The organism is Actinosynnema pretiosum (genome assembly GCF_024171695.1).
Classification (GTDB): domain Bacteria; phylum Actinomycetota; class Actinomycetes; order Mycobacteriales; family Pseudonocardiaceae; genus Actinosynnema; species Actinosynnema pretiosum.
On the sequence record NZ_JAMTCF010000017.1, the window covers coordinates 143,172 to 162,446 of the forward strand.

Sequence of the window (19,275 nt, forward strand, 5' to 3'; positions counted from 1 at the left end):
GTCCCCCTCCGTGCAGGTGTGGTGTGTGTGGTGGTGCGGGTGCGCGGTGGTCCGCTCAGCCGGTCGGCGGTCGCCCGGTCCGGGGCAGGGTCACCTCGATGCGGCAGCCGGGCGCGTCGACCACCCGGATCGAGCCGCCGTGCAGGTCGACCACCCACCGCGCGATGTCGAGCCCCAGCCCGGTCCCGCCGCCGCTGGCCCGCTCACCCCTGGTGAACCGCTCGAACACCCGCTCGCGGTCCGCCTCGGCGATGCCGGGCCCGTCGTCCTGGACCACGAGCGCGAACACCTCGCCGACCGAGCGGGCGGTGATCCGCACCTCGCCGCCGGGCGGGGCGTGCCGGGTGGCGTTGTCCAGCAGGTTCTGCACGACCTGGTGCAACCGGGCGCGGTCGGCGGTGACCACCGAGCCCGGTGGCGCGTCGACGGTGAACCGGGTCGACGGGGCGGCCACCGAGGCCTCGGCGACGGCGGAGCCGAGCAGTTCCGGGACGTCCACCTCGGACAGGTCGAGCCGGTGCGCGCCCGCGTCGATGCGGGACAGGTCGAGCAGCTCCGCGACCAGCCTGCCCAGCCGCTCGGTCTGGGCCAGCGCGGTGCGCATGGTGGTGGCGTCGGCCTGCTCGACCCCGTCCACCACGTTCTCCAGCACGGCCTGGAGCGCCGTGATGGGGGTGCGCAGCTCGTGGGAGACGTTCGCGATGAGCTCGCGGCGGCGCTGGTCGGCGTCCGCGATGTCCGCCGCCATCTCGTTGAAGGCGACCGCGAGCTGCCCCACCTCGTCCCGCCCGGTCGCCCGGACCCGGCGGCTGTAGTCGCCGCGCCGCATCGCGCCGACGGCCCAGGTCATCTCGCGCAGCGGGCGGGTCATGCCGTGGCCGACGAGCTGCGAGATGACCAGCGCGATGCCCAGCGCCCCGAACACCGTGGTCGGCGCGAGCCAGCCGATGCGGATGCGGAAGAACGCGAACGCGGCGGCCCACGACACCAGCACCACGGCGGCGATCTTCAACTTGATCGACCGCACCGGGTCCAGCGGCCGGGGAACCCGGTCCAGCAGCGCCCGAGCCCGTTCACGGCTGATCACCGAGGTACCTCCAGCGCGTAGCCGACGCTGTGCACGGTGCGGATGAGCCCGCCGCCGAGCTTGCGGCGCAACGCCTTGACGTGGCTGTCGACCGTCCGCGTGCTGGTCCCCTCGGGCCAGTCCCACACCTCGCTCAGCAACCGCTCACGGGACTGCACCGCGCGGGGCCGCTCGGCGAGGTGCACGAGCAGCTGGAACTCGGTGGGCGTCAGGTGCACCTCGACACCACCTCTGACCACCCGCCGCTCCCCGAGGTCGACCTCGACGTCCCCGAGCACGATCCGGTTGCTCCGGGACTCCCGCTCCCGGTCGACCCGCCGGAGCAGGGCGTGCACGCGGGCGGCGAGCTCGCGCAGCGAGAAGGGCTTGGTGAGGTAGTCGTCGGCCCCGACGGCGAGCCCGACGAGCAGATCCGTCTCCTCACCGCGAGCGGTCAGCATGAGCACCGGCACGGCCCGGTGGGCCTGAACCCGACGGCACACCTCAAGCCCGTCGAAGCCGGGAAGCATGACGTCGAGCACGACCAGGTCGGGCCCCTCGGCCAGCGCCCGCTCCACCCCGGAGGGCCCGTCGTGCGCGACGAGAACCTCGAACCCCTCGGCCCGGAGCCGGGCGGCGACCGAGTCGGCGATGGTCGGGTCGTCCTCGACCACCAGCACCCTGCGCGTCATGAGGGCGACTTTAGGGGCGGGGTGTGGAGGGGGGTGGGGGGAGTTGTGAAGGTTCTGTGGAGGGGGCGGTCACGTGCCTGCGTGGACGTGCGTGGCACCGCCGCTCTCGTCCGATCCCCACCCCACCCACCCCCGACCGGGCTACGCTGCCCCCGTGGCCGAGGGTGCTGTGCTGGAAGCCGTCCTGGAGCGGATCACCTTCGCCAACGAGGAGACCGGGTACACCGTCGCCCGCGTCGACACCGGGCGTGGCGCCGATCTGGTCACCGTCGTCGGGGCCCTCCTCGGCGCGCAGCCCGGCGAGTCCATCCGGATGCGCGGGCGCTGGGGATCGCACCCCCAGTACGGCAAGCAGTTCCACGTCGACGACTACACCACCGTCCTCCCCGCCACGATCCAGGGCATCCGCCGCTACCTCGGCTCCGGCCTGATCAAGGGCATCGGCCCCGTGCTCGCCGACCGGATCGTCACGCACTTCGGGGTCGACGCGCTCGACGTCATCGAGCAGCACCCCGAGCGCCTGATCGAGGTGCCCAAGCTCGGGCCCAAGCGGACCAGGATGATCGCCGCCGCGTGGGAGGAGCAGAAGGCCATCAAGGAGGTCATGGTCTTCCTGCAAGGGGTCGGGGTCTCCACGTCCCTCGCGGTGCGCATCTACAAGCAGTACACCGACCGCTCCATCGACGTCGTCCGCCAGGAGCCCTACCGGCTCGCCACCGACGTGTGGGGCATCGGCTTCCGCACCGCCGACGTCATCGCCAAGGCCGTCGGCATCCCGCACGACAGCCCCCAGCGCATCAAGGCCGGTCTCCAGTTCACGCTCTCCGAGGCCACCGGCGACGGCAACTGCTTCCTGCCCGAGAACGAGCTCATCGGCGACGCCATCCGCATCCTCCAGGTCGACGCGGGCCTGGTCATCGACTGCCTCGCCGAGCTCGTCGACGAGGAGGGGGTGGTCCGCGAGATCCAGCCGGACGGCGAAGCGGGCATCTACCTCATCCCCTTCCACCGCGCCGAGATCTCACTGGCGACCCAGCTGCGCCGACTCCTCACCACCGACGACGACCGCCTCCCCGCGTTCGCCTCCGTCGACTGGCACAAGGCGTTCCGCTGGCTCGGCGCCGAGCTGGAGGGCAAGCAGGAGGCCGCCGTGCGCCTGGCCCTCACCACCAAGGTCGCCGTCCTCACCGGCGGACCCGGCTGCGGCAAGAGCTTCACCGTGCGCTCGATCGTGCGGCTCGCCCTGGCCAAGGGCGCGAAGGTCGTCCTGGCCGCCCCGACGGGACGCGCCGCGAAGCGGCTGGCCGAGCTGACCGGGCACCAGGCGTCCACCGTGCACCGCCTGCTGGAGCTCAAGCCCGGCGGTGACGCCGCCTACGACCGCGACCGGCCCCTCGACGCCGACCTCGTGGTCGTGGACGAGGCGTCCATGCTGGACCTGCTGCTCGCCAACAAGCTCGTCAAGGCCGTCCCTCCCGGCGCGCACCTGCTGCTGGTCGGCGACGTGGACCAGCTGCCCTCGGTGGGCGCGGGCGAGGTGCTGCGGGACGTGCTGGCCACCGGCAGCCCGGTGCCGAACGTGCGCCTCACGCACGTCTTCCGCCAGGCCCAGCAGTCCGGCGTGGTCACCAACGCGCACCGGATCAACGCGGGCGAGCTCCCGGTGGTGCAGGGGCTCGCGGACTTCTTCCTGTTCCCGGTCGAGGACGCCGAGGAGGCGGCCGAGATGACCGTGGACGTGGTCGCGCGCCGCATCCCGCGCAAGTTCGGCCTCGACCCGCGCAAGGACGTGCAGGTCCTCGCGCCGATGCACCGGGGCGCGGCGGGCGCGGGCGGGCTCAACGCCGTGCTGCAGGAGGCGCTGACCCCCGCGCGCGATGGCCTGCCGGAGCGCAGGTTCGGCGGGCGGGTGTTCCGGGTCGGGGACAAGGTCACCCAGATCCGCAACAACTACGACAAGGGCGCGAACGGGGTCTTCAACGGCACGCTCGGGGTGGTCACCGGGATCGACTCGGTGGAGCAGAGGGTGACGGTCCGGACCGATGAGGACGAGGACGTGGATTATGAGTTCGGCGAGCTGGACGAGTTGACCCACGCCTACGCCATGACGATTCACCGTTCACAGGGCAGTGAGTACCCGTGCGTGGTCGTCCCAATCACCACGAGTGCCTGGATGATGCTCCAGCGGAACCTGCTGTACACGGCGGTGACCCGCGCGAAGAAGATCGTCGTGCTGGTCGGGTCGCGCAAGGCGATCGGGCAGGCGGTGCGCACGGTGGGCGCGGGGCGCAGGCACACCGCGCTCGACCACCGGCTCACCGGCGCGCTCTGATCACCCACCGCGACCGCCAGGACCGCGCCGCCGGAACCGCTGCGACCACCAGGACCGCGACCACCAGGACCGCGACCGCCGGAACCGGAACCCCCGCGACGCGGAGCGGCCCCCACCGGCACGGGAGTCCGGTGGGGGCCGCTCGGTCAAGCGGTCGTGACTACTTCAGGCCGTTGCTGATCGCGGTGATCAGCTCGCCGTTGGTGGTGTCGCCGTCCAGCGCCCAGAAGAACGCGCCGCCCAGGCCCTGGCCCTTGGCGTAGCTCATCTTCCCGCCGATGGTGGCCGGGGTGTCGTAGCTCCACCACTGGTTGCCGCAGTACGCGTAGGCGGTGCCGCCCACGGTCCCCGTGGCCGGGCACCTGGTCTTCAGGACCTTGTAGTCCTCGATGCCCTGCTCGTAGGTGCCGGGAGCCGGACCGGACGCGCTGCCGCCAGGAGCGGCCTGCGTGACGCCCGCCCAGCCGCGGCCGTAGAACCCGATGCCCAGCAGCAGCTTCGACGCCGGGACGCCCTTCGCCTTCAGCTTCTTGATCGCGGCGTCGGAGTGGAAGTCCGCCGTCGGGATGCCCGCGTAGCCGTTGAGCGGCGAGTGCGGGGCCGTGGGGCCGGTCGGGGCGAACGCGCCGAAGTAGTCGTAGGTCATGACGTTGTACCAGTCGAGGTACTGCGCCGCGCCCGCGTAGTCCGCCGCGTCGATCTTGCCGCCGTTCGTGCCGTCGGCCGTGATGGCCGCCGTCACCAGGTTGTTCGAGCCGAACCGGTTGCGCAGCGCCTGGGACAGGTTCTTGAACGCGGCGAAACCGCTGCTGTCGCAGGAGAGACCGCAGGCGTTCGGGTACTCCCAGTCGATGTCGATGCCGTCGAAGACGTCGGCCCACTTGGAGTTCTCGACCAGGTTGTAGCAGGACTCGGCGAAGGCCGCCGGGTTCTGCGCGGCCTGGCCGAAGCCGCCGGACCAGGTCCAGCCGCCGAACGACCACAGCACCTTGATGTGCGGGTAGGCCTTCTTCAGCTTGCGCAGCTGGTTGAAGTTGCCGCGCAGCGAGCCGTCCCAGGTGTCGGCCACGCCGTCGACGCTCTCCGCCGCGGTGAAGGCCTTCTCGGTGGCGGCGTCGCCGTCGCCCATGACGCACTGGCCGTTGGTCACGTTGCCGAACGCGTAGTTGATGTGCGTCAGCTTCGCGGCCGAGCCGCTGGTCACGATGTTCTTCACGTAGTACTTGCGGGCGTAGATGCCCCAGTCCGTGAAGTAGCCCAGGTTCTTCGCGCCGCCGGGCTGGGGCGGGTTCGACGTGGTCGTCGTCGGGCCACCGGTGGTGGTCGTCGTCGACGTGGTCGTGGTGGTGGTCGGGACGGTCCCGCCCGCGTCGCAGGACGCGCCGTTCAGCTTGCAGTTCGTGGGACCGGTGTAGGTGCCGGTGTACGAGACGTTGAAGCCGAAGCTGGCCGTGCCGCCCGCCGGGAGCGCCCCGTTCCAGGTGCCCTTGACGGTGGTGCGCTGACCGCTGGTGGTGTGGCTGCCGTCCCACAGCGAGGTGACGCGGTGGTTGGCGGGCAGGTCGAACTCGACCGTCCAGGAGCTCAGCGCGCTGCTGCTCCCGTTCTTGATCGTGTACTTGCCCTCGTAGCCGGTGCCCCAGTCACTGCCCTTGGTGAAGGTGGCGGAGACGCCGCCCGCGCCACTGGCCGAGGGGACGACCAGGAGGCCGACACCCAGGGCGGCGACGGCCGTGAACAAGGCCGTGAGATGCCATCTGGTCTTCGACATGTGCTCCTCGCAGGGAAACTCGGTGCAGGGTGAGGCAAACATGTGGTTCAGACCACTTGGTGGTCAAGGTCTAGACCACTTCATCACTCCAAAGGACTAGTGGTACTCCGGGAGGGCGCACCGTGGGAACCCCTGAAACCGCCTCGGGGTCGGCTACGACCTCCGGAGGAGGCCGGGGTCATCCCTCGGGGAGACGACGCGGGGCCGCCCGTGCCAGCAGGATCGTGGGCAGCTCCGCAGCATGGGGGCACGGACCCGACGAACCGGAGGACGCGTTGAGGCTCAAGAGGGGGACCGCGCTCGTCGCGGCGGCTTCGCTGGCACTGGTGGGGATCGCGGGGACGGCGACGGCCGCGCCGTCGCCGGAGGGGACCGCGGTGGGGGAGACCGCGGCGGGGGGCCGCATCGACCGGGCCGTGGTGCAGAAGGCCCTGGACGACATGGTCGCGCTGGGCGCGCAGGGCGTCCAGGTGCGGCTCACCGACGGGCGGCAGCAGCTCACCGCCCGCGCGGGCACCGCCGAGCGCGGCTCGGCCAGGCCCGTTCCGCTGAACGGCCGGTACCGGGTCGGCAGCATCACCAAGACGTTCGTGTCGGTCGTGGTGCTCCAGCTCGTCGGGGAGGGCAGGATCGGCCTTGACGAGCCGATCTCCCGCCACCTGCCCGGTCTGCTGCCCGACGGCGACCGGATCACCGTCCGGATGCTGCTCCAGCACACCAGCGGGCTCTACGACTACACGAACGACCTGTTCGCCGACATCGCCGACTTCGAGCGGCTGCGCTGGCGCACCTGGCAGCCCGCCGAGCTGGTCGCGCTGTCCACCGCGAAGCCGCTCGACTTCGAGCCCGGCAGCCGGTGGAGCTACTCCAACACCAACTACGTCGTGCTCGGCGAGCTGATCGCCAGGACCACCGGGAGGCCGTACGGCGAGGCCGTCGAGCGCCGCGTCCTCAAGCCGCTCGGCCTGCGCGACACCAGCGTGCCCGGCACCAGGGTCGACATCCCCGGCCCGCACGCCCACGGGTACCAGCGGTACACGCCCGAGGAGTTCGCCGACGCCACCCGGCTCAACCCCTCCATGGCGCACGCGGCCGGGGAGATCATCTCGACGACGGCGGACACCGACCGGTTCGTCGACGCCCTGCTCGACGGCAGGCTGCTCAAGCCCGCGCAGCAGGCCGAGATGCTCAGGACCACCGAGCTGAGCCCCAACTACGGCCTGGGCATCGAGCGGATGGACGTGCCCTGCGGGAAGGTCGCCAGCGGCCACAGCGGCGGCATCCCCGGCTACAGCTCGCTGATGATCAGCACCGACGACACCCGCCAGCGGCTGGAGCTGTCCGTCACCACCGGTCCTGACCTCCAGGGGCAGCCGAACGAGGCGCTGCACGCGCTGTTCACCGAGCTGTTCTGCTGAGCGCGCCACCCCCGCCGCGCCACCGGGACGACCGCCGTCCACCCCGGCGGCCCGGCGGGGGAGCCGATCGGGCGGCGGTCCGCGCGAACCGCCGCCCGATCCGGCGCGCGGGGCCCGTGCGGGATGCCGAATCCCCGTCCGGAGCAATCCCTCAACCCTAAAGCAACAGCATGGCGCAACTACCGCGCGTGCCAGAATGACCACGTGCCGAACTTGCGCTTCCTGCGCGGCTACAACGACGCGGTCGTGCTCGGACTGGCCAGGTCCGGCGCGGTGACCAGGGTCGAGCTGGCCGAGCGCAGCGGGCTCACCCCCCAGGCCGTCTCCAAGATCGTCAACCGGCTCATCGACGACGGCCTGCTCCTGGAGTCCGGCACCCGCAACGTCGGCGTCGGCAAGCCCCGCACCCTGCTGGCGCTCGCCGCCGACCGCAGGCTCGCCCTCGGCGCCCAGGTCGAGCGGGACGAGCTGCGGGTCGTGCTCACCGACCTCGCCGGGGACGTGGTCGGCCGCGCCGTCGCCCCGCTGCCCGCCGGGTTCGGGCCGGACGCGTTCGTCACCGAGCTGGCCGCGCTCGCCGACCGGCTGCGCACCCCCGACGTGGAGGAGCGCCTGCTGGGCCTGGGGATCGGGTTCGTCGGGCCGCTCGACCACCGCACCGGCACCGTGCTCGACCCGAACGGCCTGAGCGGGTGGAACGAGGTGCCGCTGCGCGACCTGGCCGAGAAGCGCCTCGGCCTGCCGGTCGTGGTGGACAAGGACACCAACGCGGCGATCGTGGCCGAGTCCTGGCGGCGCGGCGAGGAGCTGCGCGACGCGGTGCTGGTGTGGGTCGGCACCGGGCTCGGCGCGGGGCTGCTGCTCGACGGCCGGGTGCACCGGGGCGCGCGGACCAACGCGGGCGAGTTCGGGCACACCTCGGTCCAGCTCGACGGGCCGCCGTGCGTGTGCGGGCGGGCCGGGTGCGCCGAGGCGGTGCACAACGCGGCGGCCACGCGCGGTGACCTCGACGCGGCCACCACGGTGGTCGGGGTGGCGGTCGCGGGGCTCGTCCAGGTGCTCGACGTGGAGCGCGTGGTGCTCGCCGGGCGCGCCGTCCTGGCTCACCCCGAAGCGTATGCGGAGGGTGTCCGTTACCACTTGCCGAAACACGATTGGCTGGTAGTCGACGTCGAAGTGACCCCGTTGGGTGACGACTTGGTCGCTGCGGGTGCCGCGATGCTGGTCTTGAGCGAGTTCTACGGACGTCCGCGCTGACTCGCCGCACGTCCGCGCGGCGGCGGGTGATTCACTGTGCGGCATGTATGCGCTCCGCTACGCCGTCGGCACCGACACCGGTCAGCGCCGTGAGGCCAACGAAGACTCGGTGCACTGCGGCGAGCGCCTGTTCGCCGTCGCGGACGGCATGGGCGGCCACGCCTTCGGCGAGGTGGCCAGTTCGATCGCGGTCGCGGTGCTCGCCGACGTGGACGTCGACGCCGACGACCCGCTGACCGAGCTGGCGGCGGCCACCCGCGAGATCGCGGTGCGGCTGACCGACCTGGCCGAGGAGAACTTCGACATGCGCGGCATGGGGACCACCCTCACCGCGCTGCTGTGGGACGGCGAGGAGAAGCGCTTCGCCGTGTGCCACATCGGCGACTCCCGCGCCTACCTCTCGCGCGGCGGCGAGCTGACCCAGATCACCAGGGACCACACCGTGGTGCAGGCGATGGTCGACGACGGCCGGATGGCCGCCGAGCAGGCCGCCGCCCACCCCGGCCGGTCCATGCTGATGCGGGCGCTCCAGGCGGGGAGCGCGCACGACGCCGACCTGTTCTTCCACGAGGTCCAGCCCGGCGACCGGTACCTGATCTGCTCGGACGGCCTGAGCGACGTGGTGGCCGCCGGGGAGATCGGCAGGCTGCTGACGGCGGACGAGGACCGGGACGCGGTCATCGCCTCGCTGATCGCCGCCGCGAACGGCGAGGGCGGGCCGGACAACATCACCTGCATCGTGGTGGACGTCGAGGGCGCGTAGCCCGCGCTAGCGGCGACCCCGCCCGGCGGCCCCCGAGGTAGCGCGCGGGGCGCCGGAACGCGCCCCGGCGGCGCCGAGATCCAACCCGAACAGGTCGAACAGGGCACTTTCACCGGTGCGGGTGACCTGGAGCGCCCGGCCGCTGCCGACCGGGCGGACCCAGTCGCGCTCGCGCGCGTGCGCGCACAACCAGGCGCCCGCCGCCCCGGCGAGGTGGTCGCGCCGCTCGGTCCAGTCCAGGCAGGCCTTGGCGGCGGGGCGGTCGCGCGGCAGCACGGCGCCCAGGTCGGCGAGCAGGGCCCGGCCGCGGGCGGTGAGGACCAGCGCGCCCGTCGGCGGGGTGGGGGCGGCGATCGGCGGGGCGGCGCGCTCCCCGGCGCTCGCCGGGACGTGGGCGGTGAGCTGCGGCGCGTCGGCGGGGTGTGCCGAGGCGCGGGGCAGGTCGCGGGCGCCGTGACCACCGCGCGGAGCGACCCCGGCCCCGGTGTCGCGGCTCGCGGGAACCCGATCCGGGACGACTCGATCCGGGGCGTGGTCGGGGCCGGTGTCGCCGGTACCGCTGTCGCCGGGGCCGGTGTCCAGCAGCCCAGAGGTGATCATGGCGTCGGTGATGGCGACGCCGAGCGCGCCCGCGAGGTGGTCGTAGCAGGTCCGGGCGCGGGCGAGCGCCGCCGAGGCGACCGAGGCGCGCAACCCGCCGGTCGGCCGCGCCGGTCCGGCGTGCGCGAGCAGCACCTCCAGCAACCCGGCGACGGACGCGTCGGCGAGCCGCAGGTACCGCCACCGCCCCTGCCGCCGCTCGACCAGCAACCCACCGGCCACCAGCCGCGCCAGGTGCTCGCTCGCGGTGGACGCCGAGATCCCCGCCGCGCGCGCCAACTCCCCGGCCGTCCACGCCCGCCCGTCGAGCAGCGCGAGGCACATGGCGGCCCGACTCCGATCGGCGACCAACCCGGCCAGCGCCGCGACCCGATCCGCGCTCATCCCGCCCCCGCTCCCGCCACCCGCACCGGCTCCGACCGCCCTGCCCCGATCACCGGGCCCAGCCCCGAACGCTCGGCCCCACCGCCACCGTCACCGCTCGCCGCGCGTCCGCCCGACCTGCGTCCGTCCGCCCGACCCGCGTCCGCCCACCCGACCCGCGCTCGCCCGTCCGGCTCGCTGACCGGGGCCGGTGCCCGCCCACCTGACCCACGTCCGTCAGCCCGGCCCGCTGACCAAGTCTTTCGCGGCCCGCGTCCGCCAGGTGTGGCGCATCCCGCACTTTCCCCGGCCGCCCCGAACCACCGGTCACCGCCCGCGCGCCACCCTCACCGCCCGCCGCGCATCCCGTCGATCGCCAGCTCCAGCAGCCGCTCGGCCTGCCCGTCGTCCCCGCGCAGCTCGGTCACCAGCGAGATCCCGTTCACCATCGCCAGCACGTCGTCCCCCCGCACCCCGTCCCGCACCGCCCCGGCCTCCTGCGCCCGCCGCAGCAACCCCTCCAGCGCCGAGGTGATCCGCCCGCCGCAGCCGTCCTGCCGCCCGCAGTCCTCGGGTTCGGGCAGCAGCGCCGCGACCAGCCCCCGGCTGGTCGACGCGTACTCCACGAAGTCCCGCAGCCACGCCACCAGCGCGTCCCCCGGCGCCAGCCCGGCCGCGTGCTCGTCGGCCCGCGCGCACAGCGCCCCCATCCGGTCGCTGAACACCGCCTCCAGGAGCACCTGCCTGCCGGGGAAGTGCCGGTGCAGGGTCGCCGACCCGACCCCGGCCCGCCGCGCGATCTCCTCCAGCGACGCGCCCGCCCCGTCCCGCCGGAAGACCTCCTGCGCGGCGGCCACGATCCGGTCCACGTTCCGCTGGGCGTCGGCCCGCAGCCTGCGCCCCCCGACCTCGGCCACGAACCACCCCCGACCAGGCAAGTGGAGGACCTCCCCACTTCTGCGCTACGGTACCGGACAGCAAGTGGGGTACCACCCCGCTTAAGTCGACCAGGAGTCGCCGTGCGCGCAGCCAGGTACCACCGCTTCGGTCCCCCCGACGTCCTGCGCGTCGAGGACGTCCCCGACCCCGTCCCCGGCCCCGGCGAGGTGCTCGTCCGGGTCCGCGCCGCGAGCGTCGAGGGCGGCGAGCAGTCCTTCCGCTCCGGCAAGCTGCGCCTGTTCGTCAGGGGCCCCTTCCCGAAGGGCGTCGGCGCGGGCTTCACCGGCCACGTCGCCGCGCTCGGCGACGGCGTGCGCGGGTGGCGGACCGGCGACCCGGTGTGGGGCCTCGTGCCGCACATGACCGCGGGCTCGGTCGCCGAACTGCTCGTGGTGCCCCAGGAGCGCCTCGCCCGCGCGCCCGGCACCCTCGACCTCCTCGCCGCCGCCGCCCTCCCGGTCTCCGGCACCACCGCCATCACCGCCCTGCGGCACAAGGCCCACCTGGTCGCGGGCGAGCGGCTGCTCGTGCGCGGGGCGGCGGGCGGGGTCGGCAGCGCGCTGGTGCGGTTCGGCAAGTCGCTCGGCGCGCACGTCACCGCGCTCGCCTCCGCCCGCGACCTCGACTGGGTCACCGGCGAGCTGGGCGCCGACGAGGCGCTCGACCACCGCGCCACCCGCCCCGAGGACCTGGGCCGCTTCGACGTCGTGGTCGACGCGGTCGGCTCCGACCTGCCCGCCTACCGCAGGCTCCTCACCGGGACCGGCCGCATCGTCCCGCTCGCCTTCGACCACGACCGGGTGCTGCCCTCCCTGGCGTCCACCGCCCTGCGCGCCGCGCTCACCCCGCACCGGGTGAAGCTGTTCAGCAACAACCCGTCCGCCGAGCGCCTCGCCGAGCTGACCGCCGCCGCCGAGTCCGGTGCGCTGCGCCCGGACGTGGACACCGTGTTCGCGCTCGACGACGTCGCCGACGCGCACCGCGCGCTCGAAGCGGGCGGCGTCCGGGGCAAGTACCTGATCGAGGTGCGGCCCGCGCCCTGACCCGCCTCACTTCGGCGCGCGCCGAACCGTCCCGCCCCTACCGTCGCCGCATGGACCTGGACCTCCCCGTGCCCCCGGTGCCGCCCGCGACCAGGGGCGTCGCCTGGCTGCGGGCCACCGTCGCCCGCTTCAGCGAAGGCGAGGCGCACACCCGCCGCAGGGCGCTCGCCGAGCAGCTCCTGGCCGCCATCCCGCCGGAGTCCCTGCGCAGGCCCGGCGACCACGTGGCCACCCTCGCCGAAGCCCTCGGCGCACCCCGCGCGATCACCCGCGACGTGCGCGCCACCGCCGCCGCCTACCACCCGCACCTGCCCCCGTCCCCGGCCGCCGACGCCGCGGTGGCCCGCCTGGTGGCCGCCTTCGGCAACCGCTGGGACGAGCCCACCGCGGCCAGGATCGGCCTGCTGGTCCAGGCCACCACCTCCACCGACGCCCTGATCGCGGGCGCCACCCCGCCGGTGCCCGCGACCAGGCGGGTCCGGGACGGCCAGGTGATCGAGGTCCCCCTGGACGGCGCCCCGTTCGGCGCGGGCCGCCACGCCTGCCCCGGCCGGGCGCACGCCCTGGTCATGGCCGAGGGCGCGCGGGCGTTCCACCGCCTCCACCACGCCGACACCCCGCTGCTGCTGCCGAACGCCTGGGACTGCGCCTCCGCCGCCGCGCTCGCCGAGGCCGGGTTCGCCGCGATCGGCACCACCAGCCTCGGCGTCGCGGCGGCGGCCGGACTCCCGGACGCCGAGGGGCGCGCCAAGGCCCAGACGCTCGACCTGGCCAGGAGGATCACCCACCTGCCGGTCCCGATCACCGTCGACGTGGAGGCCGGGTTCGGCGCCGACCCCGCCGACCTCGCCGCCGAGCTGCACGCCACGGGCGTGGCGGGCATCAACGTCGAGGACGGCCGGGGCGACCACCTCGCCGACCCCGCCGAGCAGGCCGACCTGATCCGCCGCGCCAAGGCCGCCGCGCCCGCGCTGTTCGTCAACGCGCGGGTCGACTGCCACTGGCTCGGCATCGACCGCGACTCGGCCCTGGACCGCGCCCTGCGCTACGCCGACGCGGGCGCGGACGGCGTGTTCCTGCCGGGGCTGACCGACCCCGCCGGGATCGAGCGCGCCGTCGCCGCCCTGCCCGTCCCGCTGAACCTGCTGGCGCAGCTGGACCTGCGCACCCTCACCGACCTCGGCGTCAAGCGGGTCAGCACCGGGTCGCTGCTGTTCCGCGCGGCGCTGGGCGCGGCCGTCGCGACCGCCGAGGCGTTCCGCGACGGCCTGCCCACCCCACCCGCCCCCTCCTACGAGCGGGTGCAGGCGCTGGCTCAGCGCGGGTAGACCTCCCGCACCCAGGTGGCGAACGACCGGGCCGGACGCCCCAGCACCTCGGCGACCGTCCCGGTCACCACCTCGTTGCCGCCGCCGCGCACCAGCTCGACCCCCTCGGCGAGCACCCGCGCGTTCGCCTCGGGGAGCCCGGCGACCAGCCGTTCCAGCGGAACGTCCACAGTGGACCAGTTCCGGCCGGTGATCTCGTTGAGCACCACCACCTGCTCCGGCACGGTCAGCACCTCCGGCCCGGTCAGCACCAGCTCGCCCGAGCACTCGCCGAGCAGCGCGGCCACCGCCACCTCCGCCACGTCGCGCGGGTCGACCACCCCGGACCCGCCGTCCCCCATGGGATTCGGCACCGGGTCGCCGCCCCAGCGCAGGGCGTTGGACGCGAACGCGCTCGGCTTGAGCACCGCCCACTCCGGCCGCTCCCGCACCTGCGCCTCCGTCGGCAGGTGCGGCCGGGCCGCCCCCACCCGCCCGATCGCGGACAGCTTCACCACCCGCCGCACGTGCGGGGCCGCCGCCAGCACCGCCCGGTCGTGCGCGGGCACGTCCGGCCCGCCCGGCGACACCAGCAGCAGCGCGTCCACCCCCTCGGCCGCCGCGCGCAGCGACGCCGGGTCGCCGTAGTCGATGGGGAACGCCGAGGTGCGGGACGCCGCGCGGTGCTCGACGCCGCGCTCGGACAGCAGCCGGGACACCTCGCCGCCGATGGTGCCCGAGGCACCGGTGATCAGGATCATGCGGTCCAGCCTGGCCGGGCGACCGGTGCGGAATCTTGGAGAAAACGGCACCGTTGACCACGGACATGCGCCCGCTGGTCGACTCGCACGACGTGCTCACCCTCCGGCCGGGCACGGGGGTGTTCCTCCCGGACCCGGCGGTCACCGTGGTGCTGTGCACGGTCACCCGCGAGCCGTTCGTGCTCGGCCCCCGCACCACCGCCACCTACTTCGCGGGCAGCTCCGCCGTCCGGCACGTGCTGCGGCTGGCCCCGGCGGCGGCTGCCGTCCTCGGCTTCCCGGCGGCCGGCCTGGTGAACGGCTCGACCCCGCTGCGCGCGCTGTGGGGCGACGCCGCCGCGGACGCCGTCGCCGCCGACCCCGAGGCGTTCGCCGCGCTGGCCCGCGAGCGCGGGGTGGTCCGCGCCGAGCCCCGCCACGCCGCGCTGGTGACCGCCGCGGCGACCCAGCTGCGCCACCGCACCGTCGCGGACGCGGCGAAGGCGCTGCACCTGGGGGAGCGGCGCCTGCGGGACGTGTTCACCGCCGTGACCGGCCTGCCGCCCAAGCGGTACGCGGTGCTGGACCGGGTCCGCCGGGCGGCGCTGGAGCAGGGCGGCGACCGCACCTGGGCCGCGCGGGCCGCCGACCTCGGCTACCACGACCAGGCGCACCTGGCCGCCGACTTCCGCGCGGTCTTCCGCATCCCGCCCAGCGCCTTCGCGGCGGCCAGGTTCCCCGAACCGACCACCTGCCGCCCGCCCACCGAACTCCGCTGACCCCCGCTGACCAGCCACGACGAGCGCGCCCAGAAAACTTCCGAAAAAATCCCGGCACGTGTCGATCCGGGCCCCGCCCCGATCGTCGCCTTGGTGAGAGACCGGGAAGGACCCGGTCGAGACCGCAGGGGAGTCCCAGATGCGCTTCATGGTCCTGGTCAAGGCCACCGCCGACAGCGAAGCGGGCGTCATGCCCACCCCGGAGGAGCTGACCGCGATGGGCGCCTTCAACGAGGAGCTGGTCAAGGCGGGCATCCTGCTCGCGGGCGAGGGCCTGCACCCCAGCTCGAACGCCGTGCGGGTGAAGTTCTCCGGCGAGGGCACCACCGTCGTGGACGGCCCGTTCGCGGAGACCAAGGAGCTGCTCGCCGGCTTCTGGATCCTGGAGCTCCCGAGCTGGGACGAGGTCGTGGCCTGGGTCAGGCGCGTCCCGAACGTGACCGGCGCCGAGTCCGAGCTGGAGATCCGGCAGATCTTCAGCGACGACGACTTCGCCTACGCGGGCGAGGAGATCGTGGCCAAGGAGAAGGAGCTGCGCGCCCGCACCGAGAACCAGGGCTGAGCGCGGCGCGCGGGCGGGTCCGACCGGGCCCGCCCGCCGCGCACCCGGCCGGTTACCCTCGCCGGGTGAACGCCACCGACGCCCGCCGCGCCGTCGAGGCCGTCTGGCGGATCGAGTCCTCCCGGCTCATCGCCGGGCTCGCGGCCTTCACCAGGGACCTCGGCCTCGCCGAGGAGCTCGCCCAGGACGCCCTGGTCGCCGCGCTGGAGCGGTGGCCGGTCACCGGGATCCCGGACAACCCCGGCGCCTGGCTGACCACGACCGCCCGCAACCGGGCCGTCGACCTGGCCCGCAGGCGCGGCAACCACGACCGCAAGCTCGCCGAGCTGGGCCGCGACCTCACCGAGCCCGCCCCCGAGCACGACCCGGACGACGACCTGCTCACCCTGGTCTTCACCGCCTGCCACCCGGTGCTGTCCCCGGACGCCCGCGTCGCGCTGACCCTGCGCGTCCTGGGCGGGCTCACCACCGAGGAGATCGCCGGCGCGTTCCTGGTGCCGGAGCCGACCGCGGCGCAGCGGATCGTCCGGGCGAAGAAGGCGCTGGCCAAGGCCGGGGTGCGGTTCGAGCCGCCGCCGGACGAGCAGCGCGCCGAACGCCTCGGCTCGGTCCTGGACGTCCTCTACCTGATCTTCAACGAGGGCTACGCGGCCACCGGCGGCGCGCACCTGGTGCGGCCCGACCTGTGCGTGAACGCGCTGCGCCTGGGCCGGGTGCTGGTCTCGCTCGTGCCGCGCGAGCCGGAGGCGCACGGCCTGCTGGCGCTGATGGAGCTCCAGGCGTCCCGCATCCGCGCCCGCACCACCCCGGACGGCGCCCCGATCCGCCTCATGGACCAGGACCGCTCCCGCTGGGACCGGCTCCTGATCACCAGGGGCCTGGCCGGGCTGGAGCGGGCCGAGCGCCTCGGCGGCGGCCCGCGCACCGCGCAGGCCGCGATCGCCGCCTGCCACGCCCGCGCCGCCACCGCCGAGGACACCGACTGGGTGCGCGTGGTCGGCCTGTACGAGCTGCTCGCGCTGCGCACCCCGTCACCGGTGATCGCGCTCAACCACGCGGTGGCCTGCGGGATGGCGTTCGGCCCCGAGCTCGGGCTGGAGCTGGTGGACGACCTGCTGGGGGAGAAGGCGCTGGCCGGGTACCACCTGCTGCCCAGCGCGCGCGGCGACCTGCTGGCCCGCCTCGGCCGGACCGGGGAGGCCCGCGCCGAGTTCGAGCGCGCCGCCGCGCTGACCCGCAACGAGCCTGAGCGCGCCCAGCTCCTGGCGCGGGCGCGGGAGTGCGGCTGAGGCCGCCGCCCCCGCGCCCCACCGCCGCTGCCGGTACGCTGGCCGCAGACCGATCCGAGGAGGTGAGCCCCATCAACGCTGGTCAACGCGGGGCGCTCCCTCCTGGCGCGCGGTAGGGGCCGCAGCCGGAGCGCCCCGGCAACCACCCCGGAAAGGCGCCCCATGCACCCCACCCGCTTCACCGGACCCCTGCGCACCACCGTCGTGGACCGCCTGCGCGCGGCCGGGTGCGTGTTCGCCGAGGACGAGGCCGACCTCCTCCTCGACGCCGCCGCCGACCCCGCCGCCCTGGACGCCCTGGTCACCCGCCGCGCGGCGGGCGACCCCCTGGAGCACCTGCTCGGCTGGGCCGAGTTCTGCGGCCTGCGGATCACCGTCGCCCCCGGCGTGTTCGTCCCCCGCCGCCGCACCGAGCGCCTGGTTGACCTGGCCGCCGCCCTCGCCCCGCCCGCACCCGTCGTCCTCGATGTGTGCTGCGGCTCGGGGGCGCTCGGCGCGGCCCTCGCCCACCGGCTTCCCGGCGCGCGCGTCACCGCCGCCGACCTCGACCCGGCCGCCGCCGAGTGCGCCCGCCACAACCTGCCCGACCCGCACCGCGTCCACTGCGGCGACCTCTACGACCCGCTCCCCGCCGACCTGCGCGGCCGGGTCGACGTGCTGCTCGCCAACGCCCCGTACGTGCCCACCGGCGCGATCGGCCTCATGCCCCCCGAGGCCAGGGACCACGAGCCGCGCACCGCGCTCGACGGCGGCGCGGACGGGCTCGACGTGCTGCGCAGGGTCGCGGCGGGCGCGCCGGACTGGCTGGCCGAGCGCGGCGCGCTGCTGTTCGAGATCGGCGAGGCCCAGGCGGACGCCGCCGTCGCCGCCGTGCGCGCGGCGGGCCTCACCGCACGCGTCGAGCCCGACCCGGACGCGGGCGGCGCGTCCGTCGTCGCCACCCGCTGACCGAGCCACGCACCCGCGCGCCACACCCCGCCCGCTCGGCACCCACCCGCGCGCCACATCCCTCGCCCGTTCGCACCTACCCGCGCGCCACATCCCCGCCCGTTCGTACCCGCCCGCGCGTCACATCCCCGCCCGCCCGCTCACGCCCCTGTGCCCGGTGCGCCCACACAACCGCCCGCCCGTCCACCGCACCCCCGCCCGCCGCACCCCCGCCCGTCCCGCCCACCACCCCCGTCCTCCCCGATCCGAGGCGTGGGACCCGCTCGACAACCACCCCCCGCCCCGGCGATCCTCACCCCATGGTCGACGTGGACGTCGTGGTGGTCGGTGGCGGTGCGATGGGGTCCGCGGCGACCTGGCAACTGGCCCTGCGCGGGACCGACGTGCTCCTGCTGGAGCGCTTCGTCCCCGGTCACACCGAGGGCGCCTCGCACGGCGCGTCCCGGATCTTCCGCCTCGCCTACGCCGACCCGCTCTACGTCCGCCTCGCGGCCCGCGCCCTCCCGCTGTGGCGCGAACTGGGCCCCGAGGTCTTCCAGGAGACCGGCGGCGTCGACCACGGCGACCTCACCGGCATCCAGGCCGCCCTCACCGCCGAGGGCGTCCCCGCCACCCCGCTCGACCCGCGCGAGGCCACCGAGCGCTGGCCCGACCTGCGCTTCGACGGCCCGGTCCTGTTCCACCCCCGCGCGGGCAGGCTCAACGCCGACCTGACCGTCCACACCCTCCAGTCCGCCGCGAAGGCCCACGGCGCGACCGTCCACCACGGCGAACCCGCCCTGCGCCTGGAGCACGACGCGGACGGCGTCACCGTCACCACCGGGCGCGCCACCTACCGCGCCCGCCAGGCCGTCGTCGCGGTCGGCGCCTGGACCAGGCGGCTCCTCGAACCGCACCTGCCCCTGCCGCCCCTGCGCGTCACCGAGGAGCAGCCCGCCCACTTCGCCACCACCTCCGCGAACTGGCCGTCGTTCATCCACCACCGGGGCGCGGACACGGTCTACGGCCTGCTCACCCCCGGCGAGGGCGTCAAGGCCGGATTCCACGGCGGCGGCCCCGAGACCGACCCCGACCACCGCGACCGCACCCCCGAACCGACCCGCCTCGCCGCGCTCCGCGACTACGCCCGCGCCTGGCTCCCCGGCGCCGACCCCGACCGCGCCGCCCCGATCAGCTGCACCTACACCACCACCCCCACCTCGGACTTCGTCCTCGACCGCGCGGGCAACCTCACCGTCGCCGCGGGCTTCTCCGGCCACGGCTTCAAGTTCACCCCCGCGATCGGCGAGGTCCTGGCCGACCTGGTCCTCGCGGGCGCGCGCCCGAACACCCGGTTCGCGCTGCCTGTTCCCGACTGACCCCGGTTCCGCCGACCGCCCCGGCGCACGTCCCACCCACTGGTCGCC

The 19,275-nt window shown here is 74.8% G+C and carries 17 protein-coding genes; 11 read left to right on the forward strand and 6 right to left on the reverse strand.

Annotation, left to right across the window (positions count from 1 at the left end):
- Positions 1 to 55: 55 nt before the first annotated feature.
- The gene (locus tag LV78_RS30240; RefSeq protein ID WP_253849346.1) at positions 56 to 1,087 is read right to left on the reverse strand and encodes a HAMP domain-containing sensor histidine kinase; all 1,032 of its coding nucleotides are present in this window, start codon (positions 1,085 to 1,087) and stop codon (positions 56 to 58) included.
- Positions 1,084 to 1,758, reverse strand: a complete 675-nt coding sequence (locus LV78_RS30245; protein WP_253849348.1) for a response regulator transcription factor — start codon at positions 1,756 to 1,758, stop codon at positions 1,084 to 1,086. The genes LV78_RS30240 and LV78_RS30245 overlap by 4 nt, the downstream gene beginning before the upstream one ends.
- 154 nt (positions 1,759 to 1,912) lie before the next feature.
- Here LV78_RS30245 and recD2 point away from each other — a divergent pair, with 154 nt between their 5' ends.
- Positions 1,913 to 4,090: an SF1B family DNA helicase RecD2 gene (gene recD2 / locus LV78_RS30250; protein WP_253849351.1), complete on the forward strand. Its 2,178-nt coding sequence runs from the start codon at positions 1,913 to 1,915 to the stop codon at positions 4,088 to 4,090.
- Positions 4,091 to 4,250: 160 nt separating this feature from the next.
- Here recD2 and LV78_RS30255 read toward each other — a convergent pair whose 3' ends face one another.
- Entirely contained in the window at positions 4,251 to 5,861 is a 1,611-nt protein-coding gene (locus LV78_RS30255) for a glycosyl hydrolase family 18 protein (RefSeq protein ID WP_253849353.1), read from the reverse strand.
- 275 nt (positions 5,862 to 6,136) lie between these two features.
- Between LV78_RS30255 and LV78_RS30260 the strand changes: the two genes are divergently transcribed.
- From LV78_RS30260 to LV78_RS30270, 3 genes are all read left to right on the forward strand, one after another.
- Complete coding sequence (locus LV78_RS30260) at positions 6,137 to 7,279, forward strand: serine hydrolase domain-containing protein (protein WP_253849355.1); 1,143 nt, start codon at positions 6,137 to 6,139, stop codon at positions 7,277 to 7,279.
- Between the two features lie 204 nt (positions 7,280 to 7,483).
- Positions 7,484 to 8,536 (forward strand): ROK family transcriptional regulator, encoded by a 1,053-nt coding sequence (locus tag LV78_RS30265; protein WP_253849357.1) that lies wholly within the window; start codon positions 7,484 to 7,486, stop codon positions 8,534 to 8,536.
- A 43-nt stretch (positions 8,537 to 8,579) separates the two neighbouring features.
- Positions 8,580 to 9,299 (forward strand): PP2C family protein-serine/threonine phosphatase, encoded by a 720-nt coding sequence (locus LV78_RS30270; RefSeq protein WP_015804892.1) that lies wholly within the window; start codon positions 8,580 to 8,582, stop codon positions 9,297 to 9,299.
- A 6-nt stretch (positions 9,300 to 9,305) separates the two neighbouring features.
- Here the strand turns inward: LV78_RS30270 and LV78_RS30275 are convergent, their stop codons facing one another.
- The gene (locus LV78_RS30275) at positions 9,306 to 10,283 is read right to left on the reverse strand and encodes an ArsR/SmtB family transcription factor (RefSeq protein ID WP_253849359.1); all 978 of its coding nucleotides are present in this window, start codon (positions 10,281 to 10,283) and stop codon (positions 9,306 to 9,308) included.
- Positions 10,284 to 10,609: 326 nt separating this feature from the next.
- On the reverse strand, positions 10,610 to 11,179 hold the full coding sequence (locus LV78_RS30280; RefSeq protein WP_253849361.1) for a TetR/AcrR family transcriptional regulator: 570 nt from the start codon (positions 11,177 to 11,179) through the stop codon (positions 10,610 to 10,612).
- A gap of 102 nt (positions 11,180 to 11,281) precedes the next feature.
- Here LV78_RS30280 and LV78_RS30285 point away from each other — a divergent pair, with 102 nt between their 5' ends.
- Both LV78_RS30285 and LV78_RS41820 read left to right on the forward strand, forming a co-directional pair.
- Positions 11,282 to 12,244: an NAD(P)-dependent alcohol dehydrogenase gene (locus tag LV78_RS30285; RefSeq protein ID WP_253849363.1), complete on the forward strand. Its 963-nt coding sequence runs from the start codon at positions 11,282 to 11,284 to the stop codon at positions 12,242 to 12,244.
- 50 nt (positions 12,245 to 12,294) lie between these two features.
- Positions 12,295 to 13,572 carry an isocitrate lyase/PEP mutase family protein gene (locus tag LV78_RS41820; RefSeq protein ID WP_308208775.1) on the forward strand — a complete coding sequence of 426 codons (1,278 nt, stop codon included), beginning with the start codon at positions 12,295 to 12,297 and terminating at the stop codon, positions 13,570 to 13,572.
- Here the strand turns inward: LV78_RS41820 and LV78_RS30295 are convergent.
- The gene (locus LV78_RS30295; protein WP_253849365.1) at positions 13,560 to 14,312 is read right to left on the reverse strand and encodes a Rossmann-fold NAD(P)-binding domain-containing protein; all 753 of its coding nucleotides are present in this window, start codon (positions 14,310 to 14,312) and stop codon (positions 13,560 to 13,562) included. The two genes, LV78_RS41820 and LV78_RS30295, sit on opposite strands and share 13 nt — an antisense overlap.
- Positions 14,313 to 14,365: 53 nt before the next feature.
- On the opposite strand from LV78_RS30295, the gene LV78_RS30300 reads away from it, so the two are divergent.
- The 5 genes from LV78_RS30300 (at position 14,366) to LV78_RS30320 (ending at position 19,227) form a co-directional block, all read left to right on the forward strand.
- The gene (locus tag LV78_RS30300; protein ID WP_253849367.1) at positions 14,366 to 15,070 is read left to right on the forward strand and encodes a helix-turn-helix domain-containing protein; all 705 of its coding nucleotides are present in this window, start codon (positions 14,366 to 14,368) and stop codon (positions 15,068 to 15,070) included.
- A 139-nt stretch (positions 15,071 to 15,209) separates the two neighbouring features.
- Positions 15,210 to 15,632, forward strand: coding sequence for a YciI family protein (locus LV78_RS30305; RefSeq protein ID WP_253849369.1), 423 nt, complete (start codon positions 15,210 to 15,212; stop codon positions 15,630 to 15,632).
- 65 nt (positions 15,633 to 15,697) lie between these two features.
- Entirely contained in the window at positions 15,698 to 16,921 is a 1,224-nt protein-coding gene (locus LV78_RS30310; RefSeq protein WP_253849371.1) for an RNA polymerase sigma factor, read from the forward strand.
- Positions 16,922 to 17,083: 162 nt separating this feature from the next.
- The gene (locus tag LV78_RS30315) at positions 17,084 to 17,869 is read left to right on the forward strand and encodes a putative protein N(5)-glutamine methyltransferase (RefSeq protein ID WP_253849373.1); all 786 of its coding nucleotides are present in this window, start codon (positions 17,084 to 17,086) and stop codon (positions 17,867 to 17,869) included.
- Between the two features lie 299 nt (positions 17,870 to 18,168).
- The gene (locus tag LV78_RS30320; RefSeq protein ID WP_253849375.1) at positions 18,169 to 19,227 is read left to right on the forward strand and encodes an FAD-dependent oxidoreductase; all 1,059 of its coding nucleotides are present in this window, start codon (positions 18,169 to 18,171) and stop codon (positions 19,225 to 19,227) included.
- Positions 19,228 to 19,275: the final 48 nt, after the last annotated feature.